Below are 16,656 nucleotides of genomic sequence, written 5' to 3'. Positions count from 1 at the left end.
GTAAAGTTATCTGATGGCTCCGAAAAAGCAAAAAGCCCCGATAACGGGGCTTTGCTTTGGCACATCATCCCGTCAGGATAATGCCGGAATTGTTGGCGGAGTGGACGGGACTCGAACCCGCGACCCCCGGCGTGACAGGCCGGTATTCTAACCAACTGAACTACCACTCCTTATACATAAAGCCGTTCAGGAACCTTATGTACTTTTACGCTGATTTTTGGTGGGTGCTAACGGGGTCGAACCGCTGACATTCGCCTTGTAAGGGCGACGCTCTACCAACTGAGCTAAGCACCCTGCCTCAACCAACGAGGCGGCATATTACATGAAATCTTACGAATTTTCCAACCTATTTTAAAAGTATTTAAAAAATATTTAAAAAACCATCAAAAACCCGCCCTTTTCTTCAAACACGGCGCCTGAACCAGCCCTGAGGTTCCCTGAAAAAACCATGCGGCACACTCAAGCGCAGGCTGCACGCACCTGCGTCATATCCGTTTCGCCCAGCAGCACTTTAAGCATGCCATCCTGCCTTAGCGTGCGCATGCCGGCTTTTAATGCCTCAAGCTGCAGTTCATGCAAAGGCGCCCTGGTCTGGATCAGGCGCCGGATTTCAGGATTCACCGCCATCAGTTCATGAACCCCGACACGGCCGCTGTAACCGGTATGATTGCAATGCGCACATCCAGCTGGTTTGTATAGGGTATAACTGCCGTTTTTAGAGAAATTCTGCTGCCAGTTCTTCAACGCCGCCTCCCGTGTGATAGGCGAGCCTTCAAGAAACTCAGCCAGCAGTGCGTCTATTTCCTGCGCATCTGCCACGTAAGCCTGTTTGCATTTCCTGCACAGCGCCTTTAATAGGCGCTGCGCCAATACACCAACCAGGGCATCGGCAAAATTGAATGGATCCATGCCAAGGTCCAGCAGCCTGGTCACACTCTCCGGGGCGGTATTCGTATGCAGGGTCGACAGTACCATATGCCCGGTCAGGGATGCTTCAATCGCAATCTTTGTGGTTTCCTGATCGCGCATCTCCCCTATCATGATGACATCAGGGTCTGCCCGCAAAAAACTGCGGATTACATGCGCGAAGGTGAGGCCGCTTTTATTATTGACCTGAACCTGCCGCAAACCGGTCTGGCTGATTTCAACCGGGTCTTCCACTGTCCATATTTTCCTGCTGGGCGTATTGATATAACCAAGCAGTGAATGCAATGTTGTGGTTTTGCCCGAGCCGGTCGGGCCGCACACCAGGATCAAGCCATACGGGCGCTCGACCATATGTTTCAGGCTATCCAGGATATCCGGGGCGCTGCCCAGCTTTTCTATCGGCAGCGGTTTGGCTGCGGCCAATACACGCATCACCACATCTTCAAGATTATGACTGGTTGGAATGGTAACGACACGAAGTTCGATCTTGGCAGAACCGAAACGCTGGAAATCGATCTTGCCATCCTGCGGAGTCCGGCGATTGGCAATATCCATCTGCGCCATGATCTTGATCCGCGAAATGATCGCCTCACGGAAATTTGAAGGTATCTCGACATAGTCCGCCAGCACGCCATCTTTACGGAACCGAACCCGGGTACTCTGCTTGCCAGGGTAAGTCTCGATATGAATATCGGAAACCCCCTCATTGAAAGCATCGAGAATGATCTTGTTCACCGTCTGCACCAGCGTATTATCGGACTCGTTAACCGCCTCCAGTTTCAGCTCCACACCCTGATCCTCGCTGGATAATTTGGATGCAAGATCATTAATCTTCAATTCTGCCGCAGTATTATAGAAATCGTACTCACTGCTTGGGGGCGCCGCCTCTTCCGTCATTACTGCTGCATATTTATCCGCCACTTGGGGGTGATAGTACTTCTTGATGGCATGGTCGATATCTTCATGGGAAGACATCACCGGAATCACTTTCATCTGCGTCAGAAACCTGATCTCTTCCACCGCCTTTGTGTTGAAGGGGTCCTGGAAGGCAATCACCAGTGCCGCATCATGCAGGTACAAAGGCATCAGCACATGCTTGCGTGCGCGTTCCGCATTGATCAGCTTCACGGCATCCAGGTCTATATTGAACCTGGCGAGGCCAACATACGGAATACCCAGCTTTTTAGCCAGCGCGCCTTTCAGTACGTTCTCCTCCAACGCGCCCATTTCCACCAGTATGCGTCCCAAAGGCATCTTGCGGTTCAGCTGCTGCTTTTCCAGCGCGGCATTAAGCTGCTCCTGCGTGATCAGGCCCAGCTCCTGCAGCGCCTCGCCCAGCTTGAGGATAGGACGCTTTTCCTGATGCAGGATTGCCTGCTCCAGCTGCTCACGCGAAACCAGCTTCTGCTCTGACAGATATTCACCTATGCGCTGGTGACGCAATTTACGCTGGTATGCTACCGCTTCTTCAACGTGATCCTTGTTCACGAGCTTTTCCTGGATCAGCATCTCGCCCAGGTGCATGCCGATCTGAAATCTTGCGATGCACTGCCTGGGAATGAAGCAGCGCAAAACCTGGTCATCCTCTTTGGGAAAGTACAGGAATAAACCGCTGCCGGTTTCAGAATAGCCGATCGTCTCCCCGTCTATCGTTTCCTTATCGATAAATTCAACCGTAAAAGTCTGGCGATCCGTTGAATGAAAAACTTCCGGCGCGCGCTCATGCAGCAGCTCCATCTGCCGATGCATGACAACAGGCCTCAGCAGCCGGATGGTTTTTACCTGATCCAGGCCGATCGTTTCATTGACATCGCTGCGCGATGACAGGAATGTAATGCTGGCGTCATCGAAAGACATGCGGATCAACTCGCCCAGGGCTTTCCTGCCATCCACAAAATAGATCAAACAACTTTCCGGCCCCGATTGGGCACTACTGGATTCGAAACTGAAATAAGACGGCGTGGGCCAATCCGATAAGGCTTCCAACATAGCAATCCTTTTTAATAAAATTCAAGGCAGAAATTCAACATCATTTATGGCCCAGCCTTATTCATGCGTCACCCCATGAATGAGGCCCTGAGCCATCTTTAAGCTTTAAAGCATGCTGACTGCATTATGCATGCTTAACCGGAGTTTTGAAACAGAAGTGCAAGCGCAAACGGCAAGCCTGCGCATGAAAAAGCAGCAGGGCTTGATGGCAGAGGAATTAAGCAGATGAAATCCGCATCGATAAATCATCACGCGGCAGCGGCAGAATGCAAAAACGGGAGCCGAGGCTCCCGTTTTTGCGTATAACTAATCTTACGTAGACCTAAATCCTGCGTAGATTTAATGATGGACACCCAAAAGCTGAACTTAAGCCGCTTTCATGCATCCACAAAACAAACGCTTAGTTCACAGCATCTTTCAATGCTTTACCGGCAGTAAAGCCAGGTGCGTTTGAAGCTGCGATTTTCAACTCTGCGCCAGTACGTGGGTTACGGCCTGTACGTGCGGCACGTTTACCCACTTTAAATGTACCGAAACCGATCAATGTTACCGGGTCACCTTTTTTCAAGGATTGTGTGATGCTGTCGGTAATCGCGTTCAGGGCTTTTGCTGCATCTGTTTTTGTTAAGCCGGCTTGTTCTGCAATTTGGGCAATTAATTCTTGTTTATTCATGGATAGTGTTCCTGATTAGTTAAGACGAATTTTAATCAAATCTCATCATTGTGCGAATTTACACTCCCCTCGCACAACAGGCCCCATCATAACCCGTGTTTATTGGCTTGAACAGTGTGCAGGCGCAATAAACAGGCAAAAAAGCCATATTTAATGCGCCTGGCAGCGTACATCTGCAGCCGGATTGAACCTAAACACCATTTCACACACAAATATTCATGGGCGATGCAGCTATAGCCGACCTGCCGCGGCGAATCAGTACGTGTTTAGCGGAGAGCCAAGGCAAACCAAGCCCCAAGGAGTTTATATGGGTAGAACAGCTTTTCTGGTAACTTTACTGGCAGCTCCTATCAGCGGTTTCTCGCAACCCGGTATCGGGGATCTGTTAAAACTGAATGAGTCTATTGTGCATGTGAGCGTCGACCTGGGCAATGGCAGTACCGGCACCGGCACCGGCGTAGTCGTCAGCAATGAATATGTGGCGACCAATTGCCACATACTGGCAAATGCCCGCGGTGCCAATATTGCAAAATACGGCGACGGCTACCAGCCGATCGCCATGAAAGCCGACTGGAAACACGACCTGTGCCTGCTGAAATTTGACAAGCTGCCGTTCAAACCTGTACCGATGCGGGATAGCGCCACGCTGCTGTATGAGGAAGAAATATTCACGGTGGGATTTCCAAGCGGCAATAGCGTACCGCAACCTTCTTATGGCAGCATAAAGGCGACCTATCCTCTTGATGGCAACCTGATCATTCGCTCCAATGCCGCATTTGCACTAGGCTCCAGCGGCGGAGCGATGTTCGACCAGCATTTCAACCTGATCGGCATCACCAGCTTCAAGAATCCCGGACCTAATTCCTTCTTTTACAGCATGCCGGTCGAATGGATCAAACGGCTGTTCGACTCCCCGGAACTGCTATCCTTGAAAACAGATCAGCTGCCATTCTGGGCGTTCCCGAATAACCAGCACCCATATTTCATGCAAGTGGTCGTGCCGTTCCAGAACCATGAGTGGCAGGAGCTGAAAAGGATTGCCGGTTTATGGACAAAGGATCAGCCCCAGCTTGCAGACAGCTGGTATTTTCTCGGAATCGCTGAATTTGAATCCAGCCAGATTGCCGAAGCAAAACAGCATTTAAATAAATGCATGACACTGAATGGCCGTCACCTGGATGCCATGCTCACGCTGTCAAAGATTGCGATTCTTGAAAAAAATGCGCCGGATCTTGAGAAAATCATCAGTTTGATCAGGCCTCTCGATGAAAGCGAAGCCGAACAGCTATCAACAAAAGTGCTCGCCCTCAAGAGCGAATAACAGGCAGATCATTGATCTGCTTTCTTTGAATATTGCCAATAAACGGGTTTATCAGGGCGGGCTTCAAACACCAGCATATCTATGCGTTTCAGGTTTTCTGTCGCTTCATCGACTGATATATGCTGTTCGGATGAAACTCTGGCAGCGATGGGTTCGGCATATTTCAGCCATTCCGGATTCTGGTAGAAGCCATGGTCAGCCATGCAGCGTACAACCACATTGGCTTTACGCCCGGCCAGCTCAAGCCGTTGAAACTCCAGCTTGGGTATCAGGTGCGCGGTCGCTTTTTCCGCAATAGCCGTACATTCATCCCCCGCTTTTGCCAGCACGCTTGCCTGCGGCGTACCGGTGTGCCTGAAAGCACTGAATGGATCCGTGTCCGCGAAATAATTCACCCCCCACGCCGATACGCATAACATCACTGCCAGAATAAATAATTTCACGGCTTGCTCCTATTCACTGTGCGGTATTCAGCAATATATATTTCATAAAAAATAAAATGGCATCATGTATGATAAGACCATAATCAGCACTTTCTGTGCAATATAAGTGTTTTATAATGACTTCAGGAATTTAATCGCTTTGAGCGAATCCTAATGGAGCCTGCCCGATTAATTTCTTATGACTGCCCTGACACTGTGCCGGCCGGCCTTTTCAAACCGGGCGATTTCATAACAACAGTGTTTAACAAAAACAATAAACAGCGAAAACCATATGGAACATAACATTTCACTCATTACCACCATTGCTTCGGCATTTGGACTGGCGCTCATATTCGGCTTCATCGCCGAACGCATCAAACTGCCTGCACTCGTGGGATACCTGATGGCGGGGATCATTCTCGGCCCGGCAACACCAGGCTATGTTGCAGATGTGGGCATTGCCTCGCAACTGTCAGAAATCGGCGTGATGCTGCTGATGTTCGGCGTCGGTCTGCACTTCTCCATCAAGGATCTGCTTGCCGTAAAGCGCATTGCCGTGCCCGGCGCAATCGTGCAGATGGGGCTGGCTACCGTGCTGGGTACAATTCTGGCACAGACCTGGGGCTGGACATTCGGCGAAGGCCTGATTTTTGGCCTGTCATTATCCTGCGCCAGTACCGTAGTGCTGCTCAAGGCACTTGAAGCCAGAGGGATACTGGACAGCATGAACGGAAAAATTGCCGTGGGTTGGCTGGTGGTAGAAGACTTGGCAACCGTCATGGTGCTGGTATTGATGCCGCCGCTGGCAGGCGTGCTGGGAGGCAACGCTGATGCCGCAAGCACAGCGCCGCTATGGCAGACCATCAGCCTGACCATCGTCCAGGTTTCGGTATTCATCATCCTGATGCTGGTTGTCGGCAAACGCGCGTTGCCATGGTTATTATGGCACGTGGCCAAAACCGGCTCCCGTGAACTGTTCACACTCTCTGTCGTCGCCGTTGCCATCGGGATCGCCTATGGCGCTTCCGCCCTGTTCAATGTGTCATTTGCATTGGGCGCATTCTTTGCAGGCATGGTGATGCGGGAATCTGAATTCAGCCACCGCGCGGCTGAAGAATCATTACCGCTCAGGGATGCTTTTGCCGTACTGTTCTTTGTGTCAGTCGGCATGCTGTTCGAGCCGCAGGTACTTTGGAACGAACCGTTACAACTGCTTGCCGTAGTGGCGATCATTATTATCGGCAAATCATTGGCGGCGATGGCACTGGTGCTTGCGTTCCGCTACCCGCTCAACACTGCGCTGACCATCGCCGCAAGCCTGGCACAGATCGGTGAGTTCTCGTTCATATTGGCCGGCCTGGGAATGTCACTGGGCATCCTGCCGGCTGCCGGCATGAGCCTGATCCTGGCGGGTGCTTTCATTTCAATCGCACTGAACCCACTGGTCTTTTCCACCATCAAGCCGCTCAGGACCTGGACCTTGAAACACTCCAGGCTGGCACGCGAGCTTGAATCGCGCACAGACCCGTTTGCGGAGCTGCCGATGAGTACCGAGCGCAAATACCTGGAAGGCCAGGTCGTACTGGTCGGCTACGGCAGGGTTGGCAGGCGCATTGCAGAAGCGCTATCCGCGCGCGGCATCCCTTATGTCGTTGCCGAACAGAACCGTGAAATGGTGGAAAAACTGCGTAAATCGGGCGTACCTGCCGTTTCAGGCAACGCAGCAGACCCTTCAGTGTTGATCCAGGCCCATATCACCAATGCTGCCTTGCTGGTGATTGCCACCCCGGACCCGATGGATGTACGCAAAATGGCTGAAATCGCCACCACCTTGCAGCCAGGGATTGAAGTGGTCGTGCGCACCCATAGCGAAGAAGAATCCAAAATGCTGCAGAATGACGGCATAGGGACGGTATTTTTTGGCGAAGAAGAGCTGGCAAAAGGCATGACCAAGCATGTGCTTGAGCGTTTCAAGCCCAACTGATGATACAGCTCAATATGCAAGGCGCCAAACCAGCTAAGATGACAGCAATTATGTAACGGCGGGTTCAAACCATGGGTCAGCATTATCTTAAACCACTATTCGCACCAAAATCTGTTGCCGTTTTTGGCGCCAGTGACCAGACTGACTCCGTCGGGAAAATCGTATTCCACAACATGCTGCAAAGCGGTTATCAGGGTGCGCTTTACCCGATCAACCCGAATCACCCCAAAATCCAGGGGCATCAGTCATACGCTTCCATCGCGCAGATACCGGAGCCGGTGGATTTAGCCATCATTGCCACTCCGCCCCATTCCGTGCCGGATATCATTGAGGAGTGCGGAAAACACAACGTAAAAGCGGCGGTCATTATCACGGCTGGCTTTGGCGAGGCTGGCGCTGCCGGGATCAAGCTGGAGCGCGCCGTACTCGAAAATGCAAAACGCTACAACATCCGCCTGATCGGGCCAAACTGCCTGGGCGTGATGCGCCCCGATATCGGCCTGAACGCCACATTCAATCACGGCAGCGCCAATACCGGCAACCTGGCTTTTGTATCACAGTCCGGCGCTTTATGTACCGCAATCCTGGACTGGGCAAAATCCAATGATGTCGGTTTTTCCAGTGTCATCTCAATGGGTTCTTCGATTGATGTCGATTTCGGTGAGATTCTCGATTACCTCGTTTCCGACGTCGCCACGCAGAGCATCCTGCTCTATATTGAAGGCATACGCAATGCGCGCAGCTTCATGAGCGCCATTCGGGCGGCGGCCCAATTCAAACCGGTCATTCTGGTCAAAGTTGGCAGGCACAGTGTTTCTTCCAAAGCCGCCATGTCGCACACGGCATCCCTGGTCGGTTCGGATGACGCCTTCGATGCCGCGGTAAGGCGTGCCGGTGTAGTGCGCGTGCAGACCGTCACGCAACTCTTCTCCGTAGCCAAAGCGCTCTCCTGCGGTTTTCACCCGACCGGTAACCGGCTGGCAATCGTGACCAACGGCGGCGGCCCGGGCGTGATGGCAACCGATATTGCAGCCGACCTGGGACTGGTCATGGCAGAACTGACAGACACCACCATCAATCAGCTGAACCAGACGCTGCCGGGAACCTGGTCGCACGGCAACCCTGTCGATATTATCGGTGACGCCCAGGCGGACCGCTACCGGCATGCCGTCAAAGCATGCCTTGAAGACCCCAACGTAGATGGCGTACTCACAATTTTGACGCCGCAGGCAATGACCAGACCGCTGGAAGCGGCTAACGCGGTCATCGAACTTTCCAATCAGTACAGCAAACCGCTGATTGCCTGCTGGATGGGCGGCACCCAGGTTGAAGAATCGCGCAGGCTTTTCAATCATGCAAAGAAACCAAGTTTCCGCACGCCGGAACCTGCGGTAGAAGTGTTTTCATTTCTTTCCGAGTATTACCAGAACCAGAAACTGCTGATACAGGTACCGGGGCCGCTGTCTCACCACCTGGAGCCGGATGTGGAAGGCGCACGCATGGTGATCGAGGCGGCATTGCAAGACAGGCGCAAGGTGCTTAACGAAATGGAATCCAAGGCACTGCTGTCGGCATTCCACATCCCGGTAGCAAAGACACTGATTGCGCGCTCACCGAATGAAGCACTGCAAATTGCGCTGGAGCTGGGCTTTCCGGTCGCCATGAAAATCAACTCACCGGACATCACCCATAAAACGGATGCCGGCGGTGTGATACTCAACCTGACAAACGCACAGGCCGTTCCGGCGGCTTATCATGAAATGCTGGACAGCGTGCGCCAGTATCGCCCGGAAGCCAGGATAGACGGAGTGTCGATTGAACCCATGGTCGTGAAACCGAATGGGCGTGAACTCATGGTAGGCGTGACCAATGACCCGGTATTCGGCCCAGTCATCACATTTGGCGCCGGCGGCACCATGGTAGAAGTCATGGGGGACCGCTCGGTGGCACTGCCTCCGCTCAATTCATTCCTGGTCAAAGACCTGATTCAGGGCACGCATGTCGCAAAAATGCTGGGGGCATTCCGCCACATGCCCGCGGTGAATATGGATGCGCTTGAAAGCCTGCTGCTGCGTGTTTCCGAAATGGTTTGCGAATTGCCGATGCTGATGGAAATGGACATTAACCCGCTCATTGCCGATGAACATGGCGCCCTGGCAGCAGATGCCCGCGTCGTCGTAGCGTTCCGCACACCAAGTGCCGACCGCTACGCACACATGGCCATCTATCCGTATCCATCCCATTTAGTCAGCAACTGGCAATTAAGTGACGGCTCCAACATCGTGATTCGCCCGATACGCCCGGAAGATGCCGAACTCGAACAGGTTTTTGTGCGCGAGTTATCTGAAGAATCACGCTATTTCCGCTTTATGAACAGCATTCAGGAATTGAGCCAGGCGATGCTGGTGCGCTTTACGCAGATCGATTACAGCCGCGAAATCGCACTGCTCGCAGTCAGGGAAACCCATGGCCGCAACGCCGAAAAAATGGAGGTTGAAGTTGGCGTAGCACGCTGCGCCACCAACCCGGATGGCGAAAGCTGCGAATTTGCGATTGTCATCGCCGACAATATGCACGGCAAAGGCCTGGGCAGTAAGCTAATGACCGCATTGATGGATGCGGCGCGCGAAAGAGGCCTCAAGGTGATGCAAGGTGAAGTGCTCAGCCAGAATAGCCACATGCTGAAGCTGATGAAGAACCTGGGTTTTACGATCGAGCCCAGCAAAGAGGACGACAGCATCAAGTCTGTCTACAAACTGCTTTAAAACAGGATCATGCGCACTGCCTATATCACACACCCATCCTGTAGCAAACACAGCATGGGAGCAGACCACCCCGAATGCGCGGAACGCCTGCATGCCATCAATGACCAACTGATCGCATCCGGTGTGCTGGACCACCTGATCCACTACGATGCCGAAACGGCCAGCAAAGCGCAGTTAACACGGGTGCATAACAGCGAATATGTGGAATGGGTCTTCCGGCAGGCGCCGGCCGAAGGCCTGGTGCAGCTGGATGGCGATACCGCCATGAACAGGTTCACGCTGGATGCGGCAATCCATGCTGCTGGCGCTGCGATACAGGCGGTTGACCTAGTGATGGCCGGTGAAGTCGAAAACGCTTTCTGCTGCATACGCCCGCCGGGACATCATGCCGGCCGCTCCGGCGCATCAGGGTTCTGCATCTTTAACAATGTGGCCGTCGGCGCTGCGCATGCGATCAGCCAGCATCAGCTACAGCGGGTAGCCATTCTGGATTTCGACGTGCATCACGGCGACGGCACCGAAGACATCTTCCACGATAATCCGCACGTGATGCTGTGCTCTACTTTCAGGCACCCGTTCTACCCATATAAAGGTGCAGGGAGCGGCAATGATCACATCATCAATGTACCGCTTGCCGCCAGGACCAGCGGCGCAGAATTCAGGGCAGCCGTCACGGAGCACTGGTTACCCGCGCTGGATCGTTTCCAGCCGCAATTTTTACTGATTTCTGCTGGTTTTGATGCGCATTACGAAGATGATATGGGCGGCCTCGCCCTGAAAGAAGCCGATTATCTATGGGTCACGGAAACCCTGAAACAGCTTGCAAGAAAATATGCACAAGGTCGTATCGTCTCGGTTCTGGAGGGCGGCTACTCGCTGCATGCCCTTGGGCGCTGCGTGATGACACACATCAAATGCCTGAGTGAGCTCTGAGACGGCAGCCATTAAAAGCGGGTTGAGTTTATAAGGGCGGACAGCGAGACTGATGTTTTGCTTCCCCGGCATCGATTCCTTGCGCTGGGTGCAACCAGCCTTCGCAGGAGACAGGCGAAAAAAAACGCTATGTTCAATATACAGCTGAACGTGTATTGAACATAGCGATCTTTACGCAAGGCGGGCATAGCTCAGCCACAACCACCTGATTACTTCCATAGAGTGCAAATCAAAGATTTACTGGTGCCCAGGGCCGGAATCGAACCGGCACGCTGTCGCCAGCGCGGGATTTTGAGTCCCGTGCGTCTACCAATTCCGCCACCTGGGCTCTTTGGAATATACATTACTGTATAATTGCGATTTCGCTATTATAGCAAGCTATCCGATTTATGAAAACCCAAGATTTCGATTTTTATTTACCCTCCCCCTTAATTGCACAGCATCCCACCCAAGAACGTACCGCCAGCCGCATGTTATGCCTGGACGGATCTGATGGAACCCTTGCCGATAAAATGTTTCTGGACTTTCCGGATGCCTGCAAACCGGGGGATCTGCTGATATTTAACGATACGCGGGTCATCAAGGCACGCCTGTTCGGGCATAAAGAAAGCGGCGGCAATGTAGAGGTGCTGATCGAGCGCGTCATCAACGCACAAACTGCGTACGCCCATGTGCGCGCTTCACGCTCACCCAAGATCGGCAGCCGCATGCGCCTGAGCGATGCATTTGATGTGGAAGTGGCCGCACGCCACGACGACTTGTTCGAACTGCATTTCTTGAGTGATGTCTCGGTATTTGACCTGCTGGAGCAGTATGGCGCGTTGCCCCTGCCGCCGTACATCACCCATGCCGCTACGGATGATGACGAAGAACGCTACCAGACTGTTTTCGCCAAGAACCTGGGTGCAGTGGCCGCTCCGACTGCCGGACTGCATTTCAATGAGGCGTTGCTGGAACAACTGCAGCAAAAAGGCGTCAACATCGCTTATGTCACCCTGCACGTAGGCGCCGGCACATTCCAGCCGGTGCGGGTAGACAACATTGCAGAACATAAGATGCACAGTGAACTTTTCAGCATTCCCCAGTCTACTGTAGATAGCATCAATGAAACACGGCGCAATGGCGGCAAAGTAACGGCCATCGGCACAACTGCCTTGCGTGCCCTGGAAAGCGCAGCCCGGCATGGCGAATTGAAGGCTGGCGACGGTGATACGGATATTTTCATTACCCCAGGCTACAGATTCAAAGTGGTGGATCGTTTATTTACCAATTTTCATTTACCAAAAAGCACGCTGCTCATGCTAGTGTCTGCCTTTGCCGGCATAGGCCACATTAAAAAAGCCTATGCGCATGCGGTTGAACAGGAGTACCGGTTCTTTAGCTATGGCGATGCCATGCTGATAGAAAAGCAGCAGCGCTGATATTTAAATTAACTATGTATTTAAATTAACCCTATCAATCAGACTATTAGATAATAAATTGAGAAATCCGACCATGCGTGTTTTAAACTTACTACTTCCTATGGCTTTCTTAACGGCTGCACAGCTTGCTCATGCAGAAATACTGCCTGAAGCACAGGTTGGTATCAAAATCCCGCTAACCAAAAAGCCTACCACACGCCCGATGACCGTGGCGCATATCCCGGTATTCAAGCGTTACTATATTGCTGACGGCGGATTGGCCCCGATGGGTGGCGAGGGTGAAGTAGCTTATTCAAAATCAGAAGTCCACGCTTACGATGAAGAAGGGAAATACGTCAACTCATCCCGCCCGGGCTACGACAACCGTTCACTGTATTACAACCCGAATACCGCAAAACTGGAAACAGTGACCTACAATATCTCGAGTGACGTAGGGTTTTCACCAAATTCAGGCATTTTCTCAATTGACCTGGCCGAGAACGGTGATTTAAAAAACAGCTCAGCGGATATACTCGGTTTCAATCCTGCATTTGGCGATTCAGCCACCATGCCGAGCTACAACCCGGAAACCAACCAATACTACGCAAAACAGGAACGCGGCAATAAAGTGTGGGTCGTGGATCCAAAATCCCGCGAAAAGATCCGGGAAATCGCACTTGACCTGACCGCTGCCGGCGCAGAACATCACGACGTGAGCGATCACTTTATAGGCTACAGCGGCGTAAAAGGGCAGGAGCTGGTGCTGCTGGATGTGGACCATAAAGCGGTGCTGATTTTTGACCTCAATGGCAAATATGCGGGCAGGAGTGAATTGCCTAAAGACCTGAAATTACGTGCACAGAACCATTTCAACGGTACCGGCTATGCCAATGACATGCTGTTTGTCTATCATGAGCCTGAAGGCGAGTTCGGCACTTATTATGGATTTAAGGTCCTGAAGTAGCAGATTGATACAGCCAATAAAAAACCGCCATTTATGAAATGGCGGTTTTTTTATGACTGGCCAGCGTTTACTTGCCTAACATTCCGGCCAGCTTGCCTGATGCGGCGCCGAACAAAGCACCGATCACTACAGACAACGCCACCAGCAGCACCGGATTGGTCAGGTTCGGCATCATGGTCAGGTTAGCCGTGTTGGTGCTCAAGGCATAACCTGCTGTAGCAGCATAACCATACACATTAGCCGGCACTACGGACAGCAGGTTGATGCCTGCCACAATCACCAGGAAGAACACGGTCACAGCTACATACACCGGAGCCGCGATCGCAGCGCCCAGACCTACCGGGTTAGCCACAACCAGCGCCAAAGCCACGCCCGCAACCACGGCACCGTAAATCATGCCAGCAATCGTTTTTTGCAGTGCAGCACCATCACCCCCGGTATGGAAATAGCTACCCCATGCGATAAACCCGGCCCAGACCAACACCGAGCCAGCAAGAGGTCCCAGAGCCAGAAATGCCCAGACTCCACCCAAAACAGCAATACTCAAAGCCAATGCAGTTAATTTCGACATACTTTATTTCTCCCAAATATATATTTTTAGTTGAATAACAAGGTAGTACGAACAGCAGCGAGATGCCAGGGCAGATTAGAAATGTTATAAGTTGCCCTAGAACAAAAAAATCGCTAGGGGCATACTGAATGAATTTAGCCGGGATGTAAACTTATTTGTCATATTCCGTTACAGTCTTTTACATAGACGAACGTGACGCGAAGCGTGAAAACCTGATTAAGTATCAGGTCTGGGGGTGGATTCAAGCCGGTTCAAAACTGAACCGGCACTAGATATTCTTAGGCGTGTTATTCCAGTTGCCGGGCGTGTAATCCCAATGCTTGCGCCATGCGCTCAGCACCAGGTTAGGGTACTCCGGCCGTCCCAGGCTGCCGTTATAACGCCCCAGGGCACGGTACAGATCACCGCGTTCAATATCCACATAATGCCTCAGGATCGTACAGCCATAGCGCAGATTGGTACGCAGCAGGAATAAGTTGTGGTCATTGGCTCCAATGCTGCGCACCCAGAACGGCATCACCTGCATAAAGCCCCGCGCACCTACAGATGAAACTGCATACTTCTTGAAGCCGCTTTCCACTTGAATCAAGCCCAGAACCATCTGCGGGTCAAGACCGGCGCGGCTGGCTTCATAATGTACGGTACGCAGAAAATCTTCACGGTACCTGGCATCCGGCATGCGTTTTTTAAGGCGTTCAGACATGGCATTCATCCATGCGCGTCCCTCTTCTTCCGTTGCGAAGGTCAGCGTGGGCGCAGCCCGGTCGCTCACACTGCGCTGCATCAGGGCTTTTACGCTGTTGGATAGCGGCTCTTCAATCTGTGAACCCGCGTAGCTCAGGCCGGATATTCCGGCCAGCAACAGCATCAGGCTTCCGAGAATGCATCTTCGCATCGTTATTTTCTCAATCCGAACAAGGCCTTAAGGGCGTCAGGGCAATGTTATGCCAAATCCTGCACAAACTCAACCACCGAAACCAGCGCGACAGATCTGGCGTCAGCCTCTACCCTGGCTTTATATTCCACATTGCCTTCGGCCAGGCCGCGCTCACCGACCACCAGACGATGCGGGATTCCCATCAGGTCAGCCTCGGCAAACATCACGCCAGGGCGCTCGCCCCTGTCATCAAGCAGTACATCCACGCCTGCCGCCTGCAAATCATCATGCAGTTTAATGGCTGCAGCTTTGACCGTTTCCGATTTGTCGTAGCCGATCGCGCAGATCACCACTTCAAACGGCGCCATGCTCTTGGGGAAAATAATACCGCGCTCATCATTGCCCTGTTCGATCGCAGCGCCTACGATACGTGACACACCTATGCCGTAGCAACCCATTTCCATGGTCTTGGTCTGGCCATTTTCATCCAGGTAAGTCGCACTCATGGCTTCTGAGTATTTAGTGCGCAGCTGGAAAATATGCCCGACTTCAATACCGCGGCACAGTGACAGCACGCCCTTGCCGTCCGGGCTGGCATCGCCATCCACCACGTTGCGGATATCGGCCACCAGCGATGGCTCCGGCAAATCACGGCCAAAATTCACGCCGGCCAGATGGAACTTGGGCTTATTGGCACCGCACACAAAATCGCTCATCAGCGCAACGGTCCTGTCAGCGATGACGGTCACGTTCGCAGCGACACCAACCGGGCCAATGAAACCTGGCGGACAATTCAGGTGAGCACGGATTTCTTCTTCGGTCGCGAACCTGAAGTCCGCAAAGCCTGCCAATTTACCAATCTTGACTTCGTTCAGGTTGTGGTCGCCGCGCAATAGCGCTAAGTAGAACCTGTCACCGGCAACCTCATCTCTGGCGATCAGCGCAATCGCTTTCACTGTGCGCTCAATACCTATTTCCAGAAGCTTAGCCACATCTTCACACGAGGTCTGTTTGGGCGTATCCACTTCGCGCATCGTTTCAGCTGCGGCAGCCCTTGCGCTGCCTGCAGGCAAGGCTTCGGCCAGCTCTACGTTGGCTGCAAAATCTGATGTGTCGCAATAGGCCAGGCCATCTTCACCGGAATCCGCCAGCACGTGGAACTCGTGCGAGCCCTCGCCGCCGATAGCACCGGTATCGGCACGCACTGCGCGGAACTTGAGTCCCAGACGGGTGAACACATTACTGTAAGCCTGGTACATGGTCTGGTAAGTCTGCTCCAGCGATGCGAAATCGGTATGGAATGAGTACGCATCTTTCATCATGAATTCACGTGCGCGCATCACGCCGAAACGCGGGCGGATCTCATCACGGAACTTGGTCTGAATCTGGTAAAAATTAAGCGGCAGCTGCTTGTAACTACGGATTTCCTTACGGGCAATGTCGGTAATCACCTCCTCATGCGTAGGGCCAAAGCAGAACTCACGCTCGTGACGGTCCTTGATTTTAAGCATCTGCGGGCCAAATACTGCCCAGCGGCCGGTTTCCTCCCACAGCTCTTTTGGCTGCACGGCCGGCATCAGCAATTCCAGCGCACCCGCCTTGTTCATTTCATCGCGGACAACCGCTTCAACCTTGCGCAGCACACGCAGTCCCAGCGGCATCCAGTTATAAAGGCCAGAACCCAGTCGCTTAATCAGCCCTGCACGCACCATTAGAATATGGCTTGGCAGTTCGGCTTCGTTAGGGGCTTCTTTTTGAGTGTTAAAGAAAAATTGTGAGGCGCGCATAATAGATTCAAATCTGTGGCTAAACGAAAGTGCGAATTTTACA

General features: G+C 52.6%; 12 protein-coding genes and 3 tRNA genes. 6 read left to right on the top strand and 9 right to left on the bottom strand.

From position 1 onward, the window contains the following. Window positions 1-93: 93 nt before the first annotated feature. The 4 genes from GQ51_RS10640 to GQ51_RS10625 all read right to left on the bottom strand — a co-directional run bounded on the left by GQ51_RS10640 (window position 94) and on the right by GQ51_RS10625 (window position 3,589). Window positions 94-170 (bottom strand) — tRNA-Asp (locus GQ51_RS10640). A 48-nt stretch (window positions 171-218) separates the two neighbouring features. Next, a tRNA-Val gene (locus tag GQ51_RS10635) sits at window positions 219-294 on the bottom strand. A 165-nt stretch (window positions 295-459) separates the two neighbouring features. Continuing rightward, window positions 460-2,916: a GspE/PulE family protein gene (locus GQ51_RS10630; protein WP_052177807.1), complete on the bottom strand. Its 2,457-nt coding sequence runs from the start codon at window positions 2,914-2,916 to the stop codon at window positions 460-462. Between the two features lie 400 nt (window positions 2,917-3,316). Continuing rightward, complete coding sequence (locus GQ51_RS10625; protein WP_047552760.1) at window positions 3,317-3,589, bottom strand: HU family DNA-binding protein; 273 nt, start codon at window positions 3,587-3,589, stop codon at window positions 3,317-3,319. A gap of 307 nt (window positions 3,590-3,896) precedes the next feature. Between GQ51_RS10625 and GQ51_RS10620 the strand changes: the two genes are divergently transcribed. Continuing rightward, window positions 3,897-4,910, top strand: a complete 1,014-nt coding sequence (locus tag GQ51_RS10620) for a S1 family peptidase (protein WP_052177806.1) — start codon at window positions 3,897-3,899, stop codon at window positions 4,908-4,910. 8 nt (window positions 4,911-4,918) lie between these two features. On the opposite strand, the gene GQ51_RS10615 is transcribed toward GQ51_RS10620, so the two are convergent. Beyond that, window positions 4,919-5,353 (bottom strand): hypothetical protein, encoded by a 435-nt coding sequence (locus GQ51_RS10615; protein WP_052177805.1) that lies wholly within the window; start codon window positions 5,351-5,353, stop codon window positions 4,919-4,921. 271 nt (window positions 5,354-5,624) lie between these two features. Here GQ51_RS10615 and ybaL point away from each other — a divergent pair, with 271 nt between their 5' ends. From ybaL to GQ51_RS10600, 3 genes are all read left to right on the top strand, one after another. Further along, on the top strand, window positions 5,625-7,316 hold the full coding sequence (gene ybaL / locus GQ51_RS10610; protein ID WP_047552757.1) for a YbaL family putative K(+) efflux transporter: 1,692 nt from the start codon (window positions 5,625-5,627) through the stop codon (window positions 7,314-7,316). Between the two features lie 71 nt (window positions 7,317-7,387). Beyond that, window positions 7,388-10,081 carry a bifunctional acetate--CoA ligase family protein/GNAT family N-acetyltransferase gene (locus tag GQ51_RS10605; RefSeq protein WP_047552753.1) on the top strand — a complete coding sequence of 898 codons (2,694 nt, stop codon included), beginning with the start codon at window positions 7,388-7,390 and terminating at the stop codon, window positions 10,079-10,081. Between the two features lie 9 nt (window positions 10,082-10,090). Then, window positions 10,091-11,014 (top strand): histone deacetylase family protein, encoded by a 924-nt coding sequence (locus tag GQ51_RS10600; protein ID WP_047552750.1) that lies wholly within the window; start codon window positions 10,091-10,093, stop codon window positions 11,012-11,014. A gap of 241 nt (window positions 11,015-11,255) precedes the next feature. On the opposite strand, the gene GQ51_RS10595 is transcribed toward GQ51_RS10600, so the two are convergent. Continuing rightward, window positions 11,256-11,342 (bottom strand) — tRNA-Leu (locus GQ51_RS10595). 61 nt (window positions 11,343-11,403) lie between these two features. Here GQ51_RS10595 and queA point away from each other — a divergent pair. Both queA and GQ51_RS10585 read left to right on the top strand, forming a co-directional pair. Beyond that, window positions 11,404-12,435: a tRNA preQ1(34) S-adenosylmethionine ribosyltransferase-isomerase QueA gene (queA, locus tag GQ51_RS10590; RefSeq protein WP_047552747.1), complete on the top strand. Its 1,032-nt coding sequence runs from the start codon at window positions 11,404-11,406 to the stop codon at window positions 12,433-12,435. A 73-nt stretch (window positions 12,436-12,508) separates the two neighbouring features. Beyond that, window positions 12,509-13,378, top strand: coding sequence for a hypothetical protein (locus GQ51_RS10585; RefSeq protein WP_047552744.1), 870 nt, complete (start codon window positions 12,509-12,511; stop codon window positions 13,376-13,378). 67 nt (window positions 13,379-13,445) lie between these two features. Here GQ51_RS10585 and GQ51_RS10580 read toward each other — a convergent pair whose 3' ends face one another. The 3 genes from GQ51_RS10580 to GQ51_RS10570 all read right to left on the bottom strand — a co-directional run bounded on the left by GQ51_RS10580 (window position 13,446) and on the right by GQ51_RS10570 (window position 16,613). Then, complete coding sequence (locus tag GQ51_RS10580) at window positions 13,446-13,949, bottom strand: DUF1097 domain-containing protein (protein ID WP_047552740.1); 504 nt, start codon at window positions 13,947-13,949, stop codon at window positions 13,446-13,448. A 268-nt stretch (window positions 13,950-14,217) separates the two neighbouring features. Beyond that, window positions 14,218-14,844: a lytic transglycosylase domain-containing protein gene (locus GQ51_RS10575; RefSeq protein WP_047552737.1), complete on the bottom strand. Its 627-nt coding sequence runs from the start codon at window positions 14,842-14,844 to the stop codon at window positions 14,218-14,220. 47 nt (window positions 14,845-14,891) lie between these two features. After that, window positions 14,892-16,613 (bottom strand): proline--tRNA ligase, encoded by a 1,722-nt coding sequence (locus GQ51_RS10570; protein WP_047552735.1) that lies wholly within the window; start codon window positions 16,611-16,613, stop codon window positions 14,892-14,894. Window positions 16,614-16,656 lie beyond the last annotated feature (43 nt).

It is taken from the genome of Methylotenera sp. G11 (assembly GCF_000799735.1).
Classification (GTDB): Bacteria; Pseudomonadota; Gammaproteobacteria; order Burkholderiales; family Methylophilaceae; genus Methylotenera.
The sequence above is the reverse complement of the archived record's forward strand: the minus strand, read 5'-3'. Positions and strand labels throughout refer to the sequence as shown.

Coding starts and splice junctions, on each gene's coding strand:
- GQ51_RS10600 (WP_047552750.1), top strand. CDS start 10,091: ATGCGCACTGCCTATATCACACACCCATCCTGTAGCAAACACAGCATG.
- GQ51_RS10575 (WP_047552737.1), bottom strand. CDS start 14,844: ATGCGAAGATGCATTCTCGGAAGCCTGATGCTGTTGCTGGCCGGAATA.
- GQ51_RS10620 (WP_052177806.1), top strand. CDS start 3,897: ATGGGTAGAACAGCTTTTCTGGTAACTTTACTGGCAGCTCCTATCAGC.
- queA (WP_047552747.1), top strand. CDS start 11,404: ATGAAAACCCAAGATTTCGATTTTTATTTACCCTCCCCCTTAATTGCA.
- GQ51_RS10585 (WP_047552744.1), top strand. CDS start 12,509: ATGCGTGTTTTAAACTTACTACTTCCTATGGCTTTCTTAACGGCTGCA.
- GQ51_RS10625 (WP_047552760.1), bottom strand. CDS start 3,589: ATGAATAAACAAGAATTAATTGCCCAAATTGCAGAACAAGCCGGCTTA.
- GQ51_RS10570 (WP_047552735.1), bottom strand. CDS start 16,613: ATGCGCGCCTCACAATTTTTCTTTAACACTCAAAAAGAAGCCCCTAAC.
- GQ51_RS10630 (WP_052177807.1), bottom strand. CDS start 2,916: ATGTTGGAAGCCTTATCGGATTGGCCCACGCCGTCTTATTTCAGTTTC.
- GQ51_RS10580 (WP_047552740.1), bottom strand. CDS start 13,949: ATGTCGAAATTAACTGCATTGGCTTTGAGTATTGCTGTTTTGGGTGGA.
- ybaL (WP_047552757.1), top strand. CDS start 5,625: ATGGAACATAACATTTCACTCATTACCACCATTGCTTCGGCATTTGGA.
- GQ51_RS10605 (WP_047552753.1), top strand. CDS start 7,388: ATGGGTCAGCATTATCTTAAACCACTATTCGCACCAAAATCTGTTGCC.